At 63.8% G+C, this 13,687-nt stretch carries 18 protein-coding genes; 7 read left to right on the forward strand and 11 right to left on the reverse strand.

All coding sequences use genetic code 11. From position 1 onward, the window contains the following. Positions 1 to 23: 23 nt before the first annotated feature. The 3 genes from NKJ18_RS22005 to NKJ18_RS22015 all read right to left on the reverse strand — a co-directional run bounded on the left by NKJ18_RS22005 (position 24) and on the right by NKJ18_RS22015 (position 1,392). A complete protein-coding gene (locus tag NKJ18_RS22005) occupies positions 24 to 287 on the reverse strand; it encodes a YMGG-like glycine zipper-containing protein (protein WP_023687657.1) in 264 nt (87 codons plus the stop codon). A gap of 152 nt (positions 288 to 439) precedes the next feature. Continuing rightward, complete coding sequence (locus tag NKJ18_RS22010; RefSeq protein WP_352759656.1) at positions 440 to 967, reverse strand: SRPBCC family protein; 528 nt, start codon at positions 965 to 967, stop codon at positions 440 to 442. A 14-nt stretch (positions 968 to 981) separates the two neighbouring features. Next, the gene (locus NKJ18_RS22015) at positions 982 to 1,392 is read right to left on the reverse strand and encodes a DoxX family protein (protein WP_352759657.1); all 411 of its coding nucleotides are present in this window, start codon (positions 1,390 to 1,392) and stop codon (positions 982 to 984) included. A 351-nt stretch (positions 1,393 to 1,743) separates the two neighbouring features. Between NKJ18_RS22015 and NKJ18_RS22020 the strand changes: the two genes are divergently transcribed. Then, positions 1,744 to 2,145 carry an ACT domain-containing protein gene (locus NKJ18_RS22020; RefSeq protein ID WP_352759660.1) on the forward strand — a complete coding sequence of 134 codons (402 nt, stop codon included), beginning with the start codon at positions 1,744 to 1,746 and terminating at the stop codon, positions 2,143 to 2,145. 3 nt (positions 2,146 to 2,148) lie between these two features. On the opposite strand, the gene NKJ18_RS22025 is transcribed toward NKJ18_RS22020, so the two are convergent. The 3 genes from NKJ18_RS22025 to NKJ18_RS22035 form a co-directional block, all read right to left on the reverse strand. Continuing rightward, positions 2,149 to 2,601, reverse strand: coding sequence for a GNAT family N-acetyltransferase (locus tag NKJ18_RS22025; RefSeq protein ID WP_352759662.1), 453 nt, complete (start codon positions 2,599 to 2,601; stop codon positions 2,149 to 2,151). Between the two features lie 227 nt (positions 2,602 to 2,828). Next, positions 2,829 to 3,863, reverse strand: a complete 1,035-nt coding sequence (locus NKJ18_RS22030; RefSeq protein ID WP_023671698.1) for an aspartate-semialdehyde dehydrogenase — start codon at positions 3,861 to 3,863, stop codon at positions 2,829 to 2,831. 106 nt (positions 3,864 to 3,969) lie between these two features. Continuing rightward, on the reverse strand, positions 3,970 to 4,095 hold the full coding sequence (locus NKJ18_RS22035) for a hypothetical protein (RefSeq protein WP_023671697.1): 126 nt from the start codon (positions 4,093 to 4,095) through the stop codon (positions 3,970 to 3,972). 191 nt (positions 4,096 to 4,286) lie between these two features. On the opposite strand from NKJ18_RS22035, the gene NKJ18_RS22040 reads away from it, so the two are divergent. The 4 genes from NKJ18_RS22040 to NKJ18_RS22055 all read left to right on the forward strand — a co-directional run bounded on the left by NKJ18_RS22040 (position 4,287) and on the right by NKJ18_RS22055 (position 8,240). Beyond that, entirely contained in the window at positions 4,287 to 6,128 is a 1,842-nt protein-coding gene (locus NKJ18_RS22040; protein ID WP_023710257.1) for a DEAD/DEAH box helicase, read from the forward strand. Between the two features lie 325 nt (positions 6,129 to 6,453). Then, complete coding sequence (locus NKJ18_RS22045; RefSeq protein ID WP_352759664.1) at positions 6,454 to 7,176, forward strand: DUF805 domain-containing protein; 723 nt, start codon at positions 6,454 to 6,456, stop codon at positions 7,174 to 7,176. A 187-nt stretch (positions 7,177 to 7,363) separates the two neighbouring features. Further along, positions 7,364 to 7,792, forward strand: a complete 429-nt coding sequence (locus tag NKJ18_RS22050) for an SRPBCC family protein (protein ID WP_352741069.1) — start codon at positions 7,364 to 7,366, stop codon at positions 7,790 to 7,792. Positions 7,793 to 7,862: 70 nt separating this feature from the next. After that, positions 7,863 to 8,240: a MarR family winged helix-turn-helix transcriptional regulator gene (locus NKJ18_RS22055; protein ID WP_352759667.1), complete on the forward strand. Its 378-nt coding sequence runs from the start codon at positions 7,863 to 7,865 to the stop codon at positions 8,238 to 8,240. 9 nt (positions 8,241 to 8,249) lie between these two features. On the opposite strand, the gene leuB is transcribed toward NKJ18_RS22055, so the two are convergent. The 5 genes from leuB to leuD all read right to left on the reverse strand — a co-directional run bounded on the left by leuB (position 8,250) and on the right by leuD (position 12,150). Then, positions 8,250 to 9,353: a 3-isopropylmalate dehydrogenase gene (gene leuB / locus NKJ18_RS22060; RefSeq protein WP_352759670.1), complete on the reverse strand. Its 1,104-nt coding sequence runs from the start codon at positions 9,351 to 9,353 to the stop codon at positions 8,250 to 8,252. 148 nt (positions 9,354 to 9,501) lie between these two features. Further along, positions 9,502 to 9,852, reverse strand: coding sequence for a VOC family protein (locus NKJ18_RS22065; protein ID WP_023671691.1), 351 nt, complete (start codon positions 9,850 to 9,852; stop codon positions 9,502 to 9,504). Positions 9,853 to 9,865: 13 nt separating this feature from the next. Next, complete coding sequence (locus NKJ18_RS22070; RefSeq protein WP_023699291.1) at positions 9,866 to 10,249, reverse strand: RidA family protein; 384 nt, start codon at positions 10,247 to 10,249, stop codon at positions 9,866 to 9,868. A gap of 307 nt (positions 10,250 to 10,556) precedes the next feature. Further along, positions 10,557 to 11,480, reverse strand: coding sequence for an Ivy family c-type lysozyme inhibitor (locus NKJ18_RS22075; RefSeq protein WP_023683819.1), 924 nt, complete (start codon positions 11,478 to 11,480; stop codon positions 10,557 to 10,559). Positions 11,481 to 11,544: 64 nt separating this feature from the next. Then, positions 11,545 to 12,150 carry a 3-isopropylmalate dehydratase small subunit gene (leuD, locus tag NKJ18_RS22080; RefSeq protein ID WP_023694556.1) on the reverse strand — a complete coding sequence of 202 codons (606 nt, stop codon included), beginning with the start codon at positions 12,148 to 12,150 and terminating at the stop codon, positions 11,545 to 11,547. A 162-nt stretch (positions 12,151 to 12,312) separates the two neighbouring features. Between leuD and NKJ18_RS22085 the strand changes: the two genes are divergently transcribed. Next, complete coding sequence (locus tag NKJ18_RS22085; protein WP_023694557.1) at positions 12,313 to 12,738, forward strand: GNAT family N-acetyltransferase; 426 nt, start codon at positions 12,313 to 12,315, stop codon at positions 12,736 to 12,738. Between the two features lie 145 nt (positions 12,739 to 12,883). After that, positions 12,884 to 13,615, forward strand: coding sequence for a DUF72 domain-containing protein (locus NKJ18_RS22090; RefSeq protein WP_023694558.1), 732 nt, complete (start codon positions 12,884 to 12,886; stop codon positions 13,613 to 13,615). The last annotated feature ends 72 nt before the right edge of the window (positions 13,616 to 13,687 follow it).

The following is a 13,687-nucleotide window of genomic DNA, read 5'->3' on the forward strand; positions in this document are numbered from 1 at the left end:
TCCGATGTTGGACCTGGCTGTGTTCAATAACCGTCGGGGCAGCTGGCGATGTAGGTGCGCCCGTTGCGGCCGCGGTAGCGACATTGACCGCTTTCGCTGGCACGGCCGATCAGCGCGCCGGCCACGGCGCCGACGGCGCCGCCGACGACGGCGCCCTGAACCGGATCATTTGCCACAGCTGCGCCAACCGCCGCGCCGCCGAGGCCGCCGACCGCGGCACCCTTTTCGGTTTGCGAGCACGCACCCAGTGCGGTCGCCAGTACCAGAATGATCATCGCTCTTTTCATTATCGTTCCTCTCTCACGCGGATCGCCGTCCTCGCCGCCACGGCTCTAACTCCCAGACGGCTGATTTGATCCCGATGACGTGAGAGATCGCGGTGCGCGCGCCTGTCACATTCGTAACGACCGCCGCCGAGCTTGTTGAAATGCAGGACGTTTTACCTTTCAGTGGCCTTCTTCAGATTGGCGAGGCCAGCCTCGAAATCCTTGCCGATCAGCGTATCGAAATTCATGAAGAGGCCCAAAAGCTTGGCAATGAAGGGCCGGCTGCCGCGCATTGCCCAGGTGACTGCGGTGGTGTCGCCCGAGGGCTTCAGGGTGAAGTCGACGCTGTTGTTGGCCCGGAACGGCTTCTCGAAGTCGAGCTTCAGCGACACCAGCGAGGATGGCACGGAATTGACGATCTCCATGCGTCCCTTGCCGGCCTTGGCATTGCCTTCCCAGGCGTAGGCGGCGCCCTTGCCGGCATCAGCGCCCGACAGCGTGCGCTTCATCTCGGGGTCGAGCTTTTCGTAGGGTGACCACTCCGGCCAGTGCTTGAAATTGTTGATCAGCGGAAAGATCGCTTCCGGCGCGGCCTTGATGCTGGCGGTGCGGGCGGTGACGAAATCATTCGACCTCGTCGCCGCATAGATGAGCACGGCGGCGATGATGACGACCAGGATGATGAGAATGGTGCTGGGCATGTTTTTCTCCTCGCTTAACGGCTGAACGGGATCAGGGTGCGCACGCTTGGGTCGCGCAGATAGAGACCGCCCCACAGGATGATGCCGAGATAGACGCTAAACAGCGTGTGCGAAAACAACGGGCTGCCGACGCGCATATTTGTGGCGATGGCGCCGCCGAGATAGCCGGTGAGCAGGATGGCGCCGAGCACCGAGGTGCGGGGCAGCGCATAGAGCGCGGTCGAGATCAGCCCGATAATGCCGAGCGTGCGCGCGACATTGACATCGGCCGGCCAGCCGAGCGGCACCATGGTCTGGGTGACGACATCGAGCGGCGGCAGCTTGATGACGTCGTCGAAGATCATGAACAGGATGATGAGGCCGCTGAGCACGCGGCCGGTCCACAGGGCGCCCGATGAGACGGGCATGGTTTGAGAAATACTCACGGGTGTTCCCTCCTAAGCGGCTCGAGCCGTTTGCTGGCTTCGGACCAAGGACGAGCGATGGGGCGGCGATCCTACAGGGTGCGGATTCTTTTTGGGTAGCAGCAAGCAAAAGCCGCTGCGTGGCGATCCTTCACACCCCCCTCTGGCCCGCCGGCCATCTCCCCCGCAAGGGGGGAGATTACACGCTCGACCGCTTCGGCAATGTTCCATGAATGAGCGGAGCATCGAAACCGCCGATCTCCCTCCTTGCGGGGGAGATGCCCGGCAGGGCAGAGGGGGGTGCTGTCCCTTGACGGACTATCGACATCCACCAGTCACGGCTATTGATAGGGCTGGGAGAGAGACGAGCGAATGGCCGGCGAGACTGATCTGAAAAAGCTGCTGGCGGCGATGACGCCGGAACTGCTTCCCGGCGTCCATGTCTTCGCCACCCTGGTCCCCGGTGCACCGGTTCCCGAGACGCTCAATCCGGTGATGTGGTTTCGCGAGAAGGAGGGCACGACGCTGATCTTGCCCGAAGACCAGGCCGCCGGGCTGCAGTCCGCCTTCCGCTGCCGCATGATCACCCTGAACGTCCACTCCTCGCTGGAAGCCGTCGGCTTCCTCGCCGCCATCACCGCCCGGCTGGCCGCCGCCGGCATGGGCGTCAATCCGGTCTCTGCTTTCCATCATGACCATCTGTTCGTGCCCGCTGAGCGGGCCGAGGAAGCGATGGAGTTATTGCGCCAACTGGCCAAGGATAGCGCCGGCTGAGTATCAAGCTCGACGCACGTAGAGAATATTCGGCAGGCCTTCTTCATTGGTGGTGCCGTCGCCGAACGCCTCGGGGCGAAAGTCATGGCGCTCGTAGAAGCGACGCGCGCCGGTGTTGGCCTGGAAACAATGCAGTTTAACGATCCGCAGTGCCGCCGTCGCTTGCACCAGCAACCGGCTGCCTATGCCTTGCCCCGTCCAGGCGGGGTCGAGATAGAGCTGTTCCACCCAATCGCCGCTGAGGGCAATGAAGCCGACAATGCCGGTGCCGACCTCGGCGACCGTCACCTGCTGCCGGGACAGCACGATCTCGCGGATGAAGGCAATATCCTCATCCGGCGTGTGGATGACCGGCATCCAGGAGAACGAGCCAAGTGCGGCCCGCATGACAATGGCGATGGTCGCGGCATCCAAAGCCGTGGCGGGGCGCAGCACGATTTTGGTGGGATCGTTCAAAGGCGTTTCTCAACAGAGGTCAGCGCTGCCCCTCATCCCCCTGCCGGGACCTTCTCCCCGAGGACGGGGAGAAGGAAGGCTTCGGCCGAAGGCCGAGCCCGCGACTGCGGGTCGCCGGCTTTCCGGCGCCCCCGCGGAGGGCCAGCCGCGGCAGCGGCGATACGGCCCGTGAGCGATAAACGGAATCGGCCGAAGGCCGAACCCCGTGAGCGAAAACAAACCAGCCGTCAGGCCGCCTTCTTCTTCGGCTGGATCAGGCCGCGCTCGACCAGAAGCTCGGCGATCTGCACCGCGTTGAGCGCCGCGCCCTTGCGCAGATTGTCGGAGACGATCCACATCGACAGGCCGTTGTCGATGGTCGAATCCTCGCGGATGCGCGAGATGAAGGTGGCGTCCTCGCCGGCCGATTCCAGCGGCGTGATGTAGCCGCCATCCTCGCGCTTGTCCAAGACCTGGCAGCCCGGCGCTTCGCGCAGGATATCGCGCGCCTCGTCGGCGGTGATCGGCTTTTCGAACTCGATGTTGACGGCTTCGGAATGGCCGATGAACACCGGCACGCGCACACAGGTCGCCGTCAGCTTGATCTTGGGGTCGAGCATCTTCTTGGTCTCGGCGACCATCTTCCACTCTTCCTTGGTCGAGCCGTCATCGAGGAAGACGTCGATATGCGGAATGACGTTGAAGGCGATGCGCTTGGTGAACTTCTTGACCTCGACGCCATCGGCGACGAACACCGCGCGGGTCTGTGTAAAGAGTTCGTCCATGCCTTCCTTGCCGGCGCCGGATACCGATTGATAGGTGGCGACGACGACGCGCTTGATGGTGGCGACATCGTGCAGCGGCTTCAGCGCCACTACCAGCTGCGCCGTCGAGCAGTTCGGATTGGCGATGATGTTCTTGCGGGTGAACAGCGAGATCGCATCCGGGTTCACTTCCGGCACGATCAGCGGCACGTCCTGGTCGTAGCGGAAGGCCGACGAGTTATCGATGACGACGCAGCCCTGCTTGCCGATCTTCGGCGACCACTCCTTCGAGACGTTGCCGCCGGCCGACATGATGCAGATGTCGGTGTCGGAAAAATCATACTGGTCGAGCGTCTTGACCTTCAGCGAACGGTCGCCGAACGACACTTCGGTGCCCTGGCTGCGCCGCGAGGCCAGCGCCACGACTTCGCTTACCGGAAAGCCGCGCTCTTCCAGTATGTTGAGCATTTCGCGACCCACATTGCCCGTGGCGCCGACTACCGCAACCTTGAAACTCATCAGAAATCTCCTGTCCCTCTCCGCTTGGTTTTTGGAGAAAACCCGCCGGCCAAGCGGGTTTCGTCCCCCGGGCCGGACCCGGGAGAGGGTGGTTAGGCCAAGGGAATCACACCGTGGTGGTGGTTTTTTTGGCCATGGTTTTGCTGGAACGGTAAGACGCGCCGACGCGCCCGGCCCCATGATTGTGGCCGGGGAAGTCGAAGGCAAGAAGAGCCATCAGAAGGCCGCGCATCGAAAATGATCCCGTTCGATGCCGGCTTTTACGCGGTTTGCGTCAGGAGTCAATTGCGGCAAGGCACTCGCTTGCCCTGTACAATAGCGGCCGCAAGAAGTACGAACGCCCAAATAGTGTTTGGCTGGCGTGGCGCCAGCCCCGGCATGTGCTGCATGATGAGCCCATGCCCCGAATTCCGAAAGAGTGAGATGTCCAATTTCGAACGTATCGTTCCTGCGCTGGCAGAGGCGCTGGAAAAACGCGGCTATACCGAGCTGACGCCGGTGCAGAAGGCGGTGCTGGAACTCGGCGAGGCCGACGCTCTGGTGTCGGCGCAGACCGGCTCCGGCAAGACTGTCGCCTTCGGCCTGGCTTTGGCGCCGACCCTTCTTGGAAGCGCCGAGCGTTTTGACCAGGCTGGCGCACCGCTGGCGCTGGCCGTGGCGCCGACGCGCGAGCTCGCTCTGCAGGTGATGCGCGAATTGCAATGGCTCTACGCGCCGACCGGCGCCACCGTCGCGTCCTGCGTCGGCGGCATGGACATGCGTTCCGAACGGCGCGTGCTGGAGCGCGGCGCCCACATCGTCGTCGGCACGCCCGGCCGCCTGCGCGACCACATCACCCGCAACTCCCTCGACATGTCGGCGCTGAAAGCCGTGGTGCTGGACGAGGCCGACGAGATGCTCGACCTCGGCTTTCGCGAGGACCTCGAATTCATCCTCGATGCCGCACCGGCTCAGCGCCGCACGCTGATGTTTTCGGCCACCGTGCCGCGCTCGATCGCCACGCTGGCGCAAGGCTATCAGCGCGACGCCGTACGCATCTCGGCCGGCGGCGAGGAAAAGCAGCATCTCGATATCGAGTACCGGGCGCTGAATGTCGCCTATCCCGACCGCGAGAACGCCATCATCAACGTGCTGCGGTTTTACGAAGCGAAGAACGCGCTGGTGTTCTGCAACACCCGCGCCGCCGTCAATCATCTGACGGCGCGCTTCAACAACCGCAATTTTTCCGTCGTGGCGCTGTCGGGCGAGCTCAGCCAGAACGAACGCACCCACGCGCTGCAGGCGATGCGGGACGGCCGCGCCAAGGTCTGCATTGCCACGGATGTCGCGGCGCGCGGCATCGACCTGCCCAATCTCGAACTGGTCATCCACGCCGATCTGCCGACCAATCCCGAAACGCTGCTGCACCGCAGCGGCCGAACCGGCCGAGCCGGACGCAAGGGCGTCAGCGCGCTGATCGTGCCCAACGGCGCCCGCAAGCGCACCGAACGGCTGCTGCAGAATGCCGGGCTGAAGGCGACATGGGCGAGCCCGCCCTCCGCCGACGACGTCATCAAGCGCGACGACGAGCGCATCCTTGCCGATCCAGCCTTCGAAGAGCCGATTGCCGAGGACGAGCGCGGCTTCATCGACGCGCTTCTGGCCAAGCATGGCGCGGAACAGGTGGCCGCCGCCTTCGTGCGCCAATGCCGCGCCAGCCGCTCGGCGCCCGAGGAACTGACGGAGGTCGCGGCCTTCACGCCGTCGCGAGACAGACCGGCGGGCGAAAAATTCGAACGCCGCGACGAAGCGCCCAGCCGCCGCGACGATTTCGGCGACAGCGTCTGGTTCTCGCTGTCGATCGGGCGCAAGCAGAATGCCGAGCCGCGCTGGCTGATCCCGATGCTGTGCCGCACCGGCAACATCTCCAAGCGCGAGATCGGCTCCATCAAGATGCAGCAGGATGAGACCTACGTGCAGATCGCGGCCGACTGGGCCGATCGCTTCCTCGCCGCCGTCGGCCCCGACAAGAAATTGCAGGGCAACATTGCGGTGAAGCGCCTGGACGGCACGCCCGACCTGTCGCGGGCCGGCTACCAGGCGCCGAAGCCCGACAAGAAGCCGCATCGCGGCAAGCGCCCGTTCGAGGCGCCGCAAAGCGCACACAAGCCGAAATTCGAGAAGCGGGAACGGCCCCCCGGCGATGCAAAGCCTTGGGCCGGGAAACCGAAATTCGACAAGGCTGGACCGCCGAAGAACAAGAAACCGAAGAAGCGGCCGGTTTGAGGCTCTTATCGGCCAATTACAGATGCAGGCGCTGCCCCTCATTGCCCTGCCGGGCGTTTCTCCCCGTATAGTGACGGGGAGAAAGGGCTGACCGCAGCCTTGGCGCTCTTCTTGCAACGTTGGCGATTGGCGGAATCGTCGATAACAGCGACCCCTCTCCCCGCCACTATACGGGGAGAGGATGCCGGCAGGCAGGTGAGGGGCAGCGCCAACGCACCGGAAAATAAAGCAACTCATGCCTGAACCGTTTGCCCTCCATTTCGTCCACCCCCTTGCAGTCCGCCGCAACTTTGAACAGTCTGTGCCTGCACGGGGACGAGGCTAAATGCGCGGGGAAGTTCTTCACTATGACGAGGCCCAGGGTTTCGGGTTCATCACCGGGGCGGACGGCAACCGCTACACCTTCGCGCGCGAGGATCTGCGCCGTGATACCGTGATCGCGAACGGCGCTGTGGTCGAGTTTCTGCCGGCAAGCGGTCAGGCGCGCGACGTTTTTTCAATCCGCGCCCAGCCCGCCAGTCCCGCCACCGCTGCGCCAGCGGCAAGCGCCGCGCCGCCCAAGGCGGCTGCCGCTTCAGCCGCCCCACAGCATTTCGGCCGCATGGCGGAAGACGGCGCGGTTCGCGATAGCGGACTGCCGGGTTATTTCTGGCGAGGCGTGACGCGCAACTACTTCAACTTCGCCGAACGCGCCCGCCGCAAGGAATTCTGGGGCTACTGCCTGTTCTGGACCGTCAGCTTCATCCTGGTCGGAATTGCCGGCGCCCTCGCCGACCAGGCCGTCGGCAATTTCGATGCCGGCAACTGGCCGATTGTGATGATCGGCGTCTGGGGGCTGTTTTGGCTAGCGACGTTCCTGCCCTGGGTCGGGCTCGTCGTGCGCCGCTTGCACGACATCGGCCTGACCGGCTGGCTGGCAATACCTTACTTCGCAATCACCTTCATGTTCGCTCCGGCTACGCTGATCCTCGCGCTGATCCTCGGATTGATCCCGACCCAGGCCCACGAAAACCAGTGGGGGCCGGTGCCTGGAGGAGGCGGAGCCTAGACCCGCACCAAGAAATGAGCAGCCGGCTGTTTGCGGACAGCCGTGCTATAACTTAGGTCGCAGCCGGGAAGGCAGCTGCTGTTTTGACCGAACGAACGAAATATTTCTCTTGCCATTTAGTCTGTGCACAGATAATCTGTGCAATCATCAAATCGACGATCGAAAACGGATGATGGAGCCAAGACAAATGTGGACCAACGAGTACACCGCAATTTCCCCCCTTTCGGCGCAGGCCATCTGGAACGCGCTCAAGGCGCTGCACGAAGGCCGCCTCACCTACGAAGGGTCCGATACCTTCGTGCTGCACGGCCCGTTCGCCAAGGGCACCCGCGTCTCTGTAACGCCCGTCGGGCAGGACACCTTCGAATCGACGATCGTCGACCTCGTCGACGCTGTAACCTATGCCGACGAGACCTCGTTCGGCGACACGAAACTGTTGTTCAGGCATACGCTGACGCCGGTCGAGGGTGGCACTCAAGTGACGCATCGCCTCGATATTTCCGGCCCATCGGCCGCCGAGGTCGGACCAGAGCTCGGGCCGCAGATCAGCGGCGATTTCGACACTTCGATGGCCAAACTGTTCGAGCAGGCAATGGTGTTGGCGAACGGTGGCTGATCAAGGGGATCTGAACACGCGCTTCAGCGGACCATCCGAGAGCCCCGGCTTGCTGCTCTGGCGAACCACCATGCGCTGGCAGCGCGTCATGACGGCGGCGCTGGCCCCGCTTGACCTTACCCATGTCCAGTTCGTGCTGCTGGCTTCGGCGATGTGGCTCGGCCGCTATGGCGAGCCGCCTAACCAGGTGCAGCTCGCCGCCCAGGCCGGCACCGAGGTGAAGATGACGTCGGACGTCGTCGCCCGGCTTGAGGCAAAGGGACTGATTGTGCGGGACACCGACCCGCGGGATTCCCGCGCCAAGGTGATCCGCGTCTCCACGACGGGGACGGCCGCAGTCCAGCGCGCTATCGTCGCCGTCGAAGCCGCCGACGCTGCTTTTTTTTCAACCGTGGACGAGGCGCAACTCGTCGGCCTGCTGAGACGGCTGGCCGGCGAGATCCGCTGAGTTTGGCCGCTAAGCCAGGAATTTGGCGATGATGGCGTCACCCATCTCGACAGTGCCGACTTCGGTCATGCCGTCGGACAAAATATCCTTCGTCCGGAGCCCGTCGTCGAGCACGGCGGCTATGGCGCCTTCGAGCTTGTCGGCCTCATCGACCATGCCGAAGGAATATCGCATGCACATGGCAAACGACGCGATCATCGCGATCGGGTTGGCGATGCCCTGTCCGGCAATGTCGGGCGCCGAGCCATGCACCGGCTCGTACAGCGCCTTGCGCTTCCTGGTCTTCACATCGGGCGCGCCGAGCGAGGCCGACGGCAGCATGCCGATCGATCCGGTCAGCATGGCGGCGATGTCGGACAGCATGTCGCCGAACAGATTGTCGGTGACGATAACGTCGAACTGCTTTGGCCAGCGCACCAGCTGCATGCCGCCGGCATCGGCCAGCATGTGGTCGAGCTTGACGTCGGCATAGCGAGTCTTCTGGGTCTGGGTGACGACCTCGTTCCACAGCACGCCGGATTTCATGACGTTGCGCTTCTCCATGGATGTCACATGGTTCTTGCGCGTGCGCGCCAGCTCGAAGGCGACGCCGGAAATGCGCTCGATCTCGAACGTGTCGTAGACCTGCGTGTCGATGCCGCGCTTCTGGCCGTTGCCGAGATCGATGATCTGCTTGGGCTCGCCGAAATAGACGCCGCCGGTAAGCTCGCGCACGATCAATATGTCGAGGCCCTCGACGACTTCCTGCTTCAGCGAGGACGACGCGGCCAGCGCCGGATAGCAGATGGCGGGCCGGAGATTGGCGAACAGCTCCATATCCTTGCGCAGCCGTAGCAACCCGGCCTCGGGACGCACCTCGTAAGGCACCTTGTCCCATTTCGGCCCGCCAACGGCGCCGAACAGAACCGCATCCGCAGCCATCGCCTTTGCCATGTCGGCGTCGGAAATCGCCGCGCCATGTGCGTCGTAAGCACAGCCGCCGACCAAGCCTTCATCAGTGGCAAAACCGCTGCCGAGCTTTGCGTTCATGGCGGCGATCAGCTTCTTCACCTCGGCCATCGCCTCGGGGCCGATGCCGTCGCCGGCGAGCAGGAGAAGATTTTTCGAAGCCATGGAGAACCGTCCGATGCTGTTTGGAGAAACCGCGGCCTTGCTAAACGCCAAGAGCTTGCGGCGCAAGGGGATGAAGAACGCTACGACGGCGCCCGCCTCTCAAGACCTGGGTTCCTCGCCGTGGCCAGAGGCGGGGGAGAGGAACAAATCACTTGTGCGACAAAATATTCACCAACCGGCCGAACGGATCGCGCACATAAAACCGCCGTACGCCCCACGGCTCGTCGGCCGGACCGTATTCGACGGCAAAGCCGGCGGCCTTCATGCCTTGCAGCGCCGCATCGACATCGTCGACCTCGATGGAGAGGTCCGGCACCGGCGTGCCGGAGCCGCCCTGGGCCATGAAGCTGATCTGCACCTGCATCCGTTCGTCGGACCCGTAGGTGACGATCCAGCCCTGATCCATCAGCACATCGAGGCCAAGCACGTCCTGATAGAAGCGTTTCGCCGCCGCCGCGTCCTGCGTCCCGATATTGGCTACGATGCGCCGGACCGTCATGGCTTTGGCCTCCTCAAGCCGTGCGCCGCAGCGCCGTGACTTCGATCTCGATCTTCATTTCCGGCTTGTTGAGCTGGCACACGATCATCGTCGCCGCCGGCCTGATCTCGCCGAAAGCCTCGCCGAGGATGGGGAAGACGACGTCCGCGATGGCCTGGTCGGTGATGTAGTAATGCGCCCGCACCACATCGGCCATGTCGAAGCCGCCATCCCTCAGCGCCTCGGCGATGGTCGCCAGGCAATTGCGCGTCTGCGCCTCCACCGTTTCCGGCATGGCCATCGTCGCATAGTCATAGCCGGTGGTTCCCGAGACGAAGCACCAGTCGCCCTGCACCACCGCGCGCGAATAGCCGGCGGTTTTTTCGAAGGGCGAACCGGTGGAGATGAGTGTGCGCATGGAGCCTCGCTGTGGTTTCGGACACTTTGCAGGAAGAGGGCCGGCCAGGCCATGGGCCAAGTCAGGTGCAAATCTTGGTCGTCGGCGGGACAGCACCCCCCTCTGGCCTGCCGGCCATCTCCCCCTCAAGGCGGGAGATTAGCAGTTCGGACGCCTTTCTCGCTTTCCACATTTGCGATTGGCGAAAGCCAGAGTGACGTCTGATCTCCCCCCTTGAGGGGGAGATGCCCGGCAGGGCAGAGGGGCGTGTGACGGATCGCGACGAAACAAGCATGAACACCGAGTGTTCGCCGCGCTGCCGCGAACTCTAGTTCCCCGACTCCTGCGCCTTGTCCATTGCTTCCTTCACATCCGCAGGCCAGGTCTTCACGTCAGGCCACGCCTGCGGCTCGCCATTGTCGCCGCGCCGGGCGAAGTAGAGCGTGTGCTTGGCCGGGTCGACCGCCATGAAACCGTCATTGCTGCCGCATGCGTGCGGCACGCAGCCGGTGGCGTAGAAGGCGCCCGACGCCGTCTTTTCGGTGCCGCCGCCGACCAGCAGGCTGGTCGCCATGTCGGGCATGGTGTCGCCGAGCAGCGTCTGCGCCGCCTTGTAGACGGCCTCATTGTGGAAGGCGTCGATGATGTTCTGGTATTTGGCCGGATCGACGTCCTTCCAGTCCGTACCCGGCTCCGGCGCGTAGGTCAGGTCGCCCGAGATCGTCAGCCCATCGCTGGGCGACCATTGCAGCGCTTGCTTCGTATCGCCCGGCAACAGATACGGCACGAAATAGATGGCGTTGTCGGCCACCGCCGCCGGCGGCGCGCCGCATTCGTCCTGTTCGACCTTGAGGCTTTGTATCTCGCCGCCTTCCGGTTTCCAGACGATGACCTTGGCTGGGCCGCACTGGTTGCCGCCGTCGCCAACATCGACCAGCGCCACGTCGACGCCGCCGACCTTGACTGTTCTGTCGAAGAACACGTCGTAATTGCTGGCCAGCTGCTTGCCGTCATAGGCCAGCACCTTTTCGCCATCCTGCTCCGGCTGGGTGATGGTCAGCTGCCCGCCCTCGAACGGGACCGGCCCCTGGCTGTCATCGTCCGCCAGGGCCGCATTGCTCGACGCGCCCGGATCGGCGGCGGACGGATCTTCTGCCGGCACGAGGACCGTGTCGGTCTGTGCTTGCGCGCCGGCCACCGGCATCAGCATCCACGCCAGCGCGCAGGCGCCGGCAAGAAGAAAACGTGTCATGACTGTCCCCTCCGTTCAGCCGCCACGAACCCGGCTTTGTGGCGGCCGGGCCATCTCGTACCACTCAGGCCCAAGGACGCTCGGCAGCGTTCTTCTTCTCGAACGAGGCGATGGCGCCGGCCTTCTCCATGGTCAGGCCGATATCGTCGAGACCGTTCAGCAGGCAGTGGCGCTTGAAGTCGTCGAGGTCGAAGGTGACCACGCCGCCGTCGGGGCCGCGGATTTCCTTGGCCTCGAGGTCGACCGACACCGTCGCATTGGAGCCGCGCGAGGCGTCGTCCATCAGCTTCTCCAGGTCTTCGGGGCTGACGGTGATCGGCAGGATTCCGTTCTTGAAGCAGTTGTTGTAGAAAATGTCGGCGAACGACGTCGAGATGACGCAGCGAATGCCGAAATCGAGCAGCGCCCACGGCGCGTGTTCGCGGCTCGAACCGCAGCCGAAATTGTCGCCGGCGACCAGGATCTGCGCCTTGCGGTAGGCTGGCTTGTTGAGCACGAAGTCGGGGTTTTCCGAGCCATCGTCCTTGTAGCGCATTTCGGCGAACAGGCCGCTGCCGAGCCCGGTGCGCTTGATCGTCTTGAGATAATCCTTGGGGATGATCATGTCGGTGTCGACATTGACGATCGGCATCGGTGCGGCGACGCCGGTGAGCTTGGTGAATTTTTCCATGGCTTTTGCCCGTTCTTGATCGAATTCGTTGCGTCAGGGTTTGCTGCGCCCGGTTTACACAAAGCCGCCGGCAAATAAAAGGCAACTGTTGGTGCGCGGCCCGATCGAAAGATCGGCGGCAAACGTCTTTAAAACCGGCCGCCGCTGGTGCACCTTGCGCCCATGACCACACAATCGAATATTATCTATGCCAGTGAGCCTGAGCTCGACGTCGCTGAATTCCGCCGCGTGCTGGTCGAATCCACGCTCGGCGAAACACGCCCCGTCGATGACGACGCCCGGCTGCAAGCGATGCTTTCAGGCGCGAACCTGGTGCTCACGGCGCGGCTCGACATCGAAGGCAGGCCGCTGATCGGCGTTATCAGGGCCATCACCGATTTTTCCTGGGTGTGCTACGTCTCAGAGCTCGCCGTGTCGCAATCGGCGCAAGGCGTCGGCATCGGCAAGGGCCTGATGGACGAGGCCCGCCGGCAGCTTGGGCCTTCGGTCGCCATCAGCCTGATCTCGATGCCCGACGCCGTCGGCTTCTACGAGCGTATCGGCATGAAGCGCATGGCCGACGCGTTCTGGTTCTCCCGCGAGGGCTGACGCCGCATCGGGCGCAATTGCCGACCGGGTTGGGCAGTCAAGGCGGGCAAGGTTATCGGGCAATGCGGAACGGTGTTCAGGACCCTGCTGAGCAACGCCTCCTTGCCGCCCTTGACCCGCGCTTCATCCGGTCCACATCCCCAGCATGGGAAATCGCCGATCTCTCATAGGCACCGCCGGCTGGGGAATTCCGTCTCGATACAAGGCTGAGTTTCCGCAGTCCGGTTCGCATCTCGAACGTTACGGAAAACGCTTTCCGGTCGTCGAGATCGACACCTCGTTCTACAAGCCGCACCGCCGCGAGACCTATGAGCGCTGGGCTCACGCCGTGCCGGAGCACTTCCGCTTCGCGGTCAAGGCACCGAAGAGCATGACCCATGAGCATCGCCTCGCCGATTGCGAGGGGCTGACGGAGGACTTTCTCGGGCAGGTCGAAGGTCTCGGCGAAAAGCTGAGCGTGCTTCTGGTGCAGCTGCCGCCGAGCTTGCCCTTCGAGCCGGAGGTCGCCGGCGGTTTCTTCGACATGTTGGGCAAGCGTATCCGGGCAAGGCTGGCATGCGAGCCGCGCCATCCCACCTGGTTCAGTGCCGAGACGGACGCACTGCTGGCCGGTCACCAGGTCGCCCGGGTCGCCGCCGACCCGGCTTCGGTTCCGGAGGCAGCAGGGCCGGGTGGCTGGCCCGGCCTTGCCTATTTCCGCTGGCACGGCGCGCCGCGCATCTACTATTCGGGTTACGATACCGAAACGCTCGACCGGTTTGCGCGGCAAGTGGAAGCAACGGCCGCTTCCGGTGCCGAGGTCTGGGGGATTTTCGACAACACGGCCGCCGGGCATGCACTGGGGAACGCGATGGCTGTCAGTGCGATGGTTGCTTAGACGCTCGCGGGACAGCACCCCCTCTGGCCTGCCGGCCATCTCCCCCGCAAGGGGGGAGATCAGATGCCGCGA

The organism is Mesorhizobium sp. M0217, assembly GCF_040321955.1.
GTDB lineage: Bacteria > Pseudomonadota > Alphaproteobacteria > Rhizobiales > Rhizobiaceae > Mesorhizobium.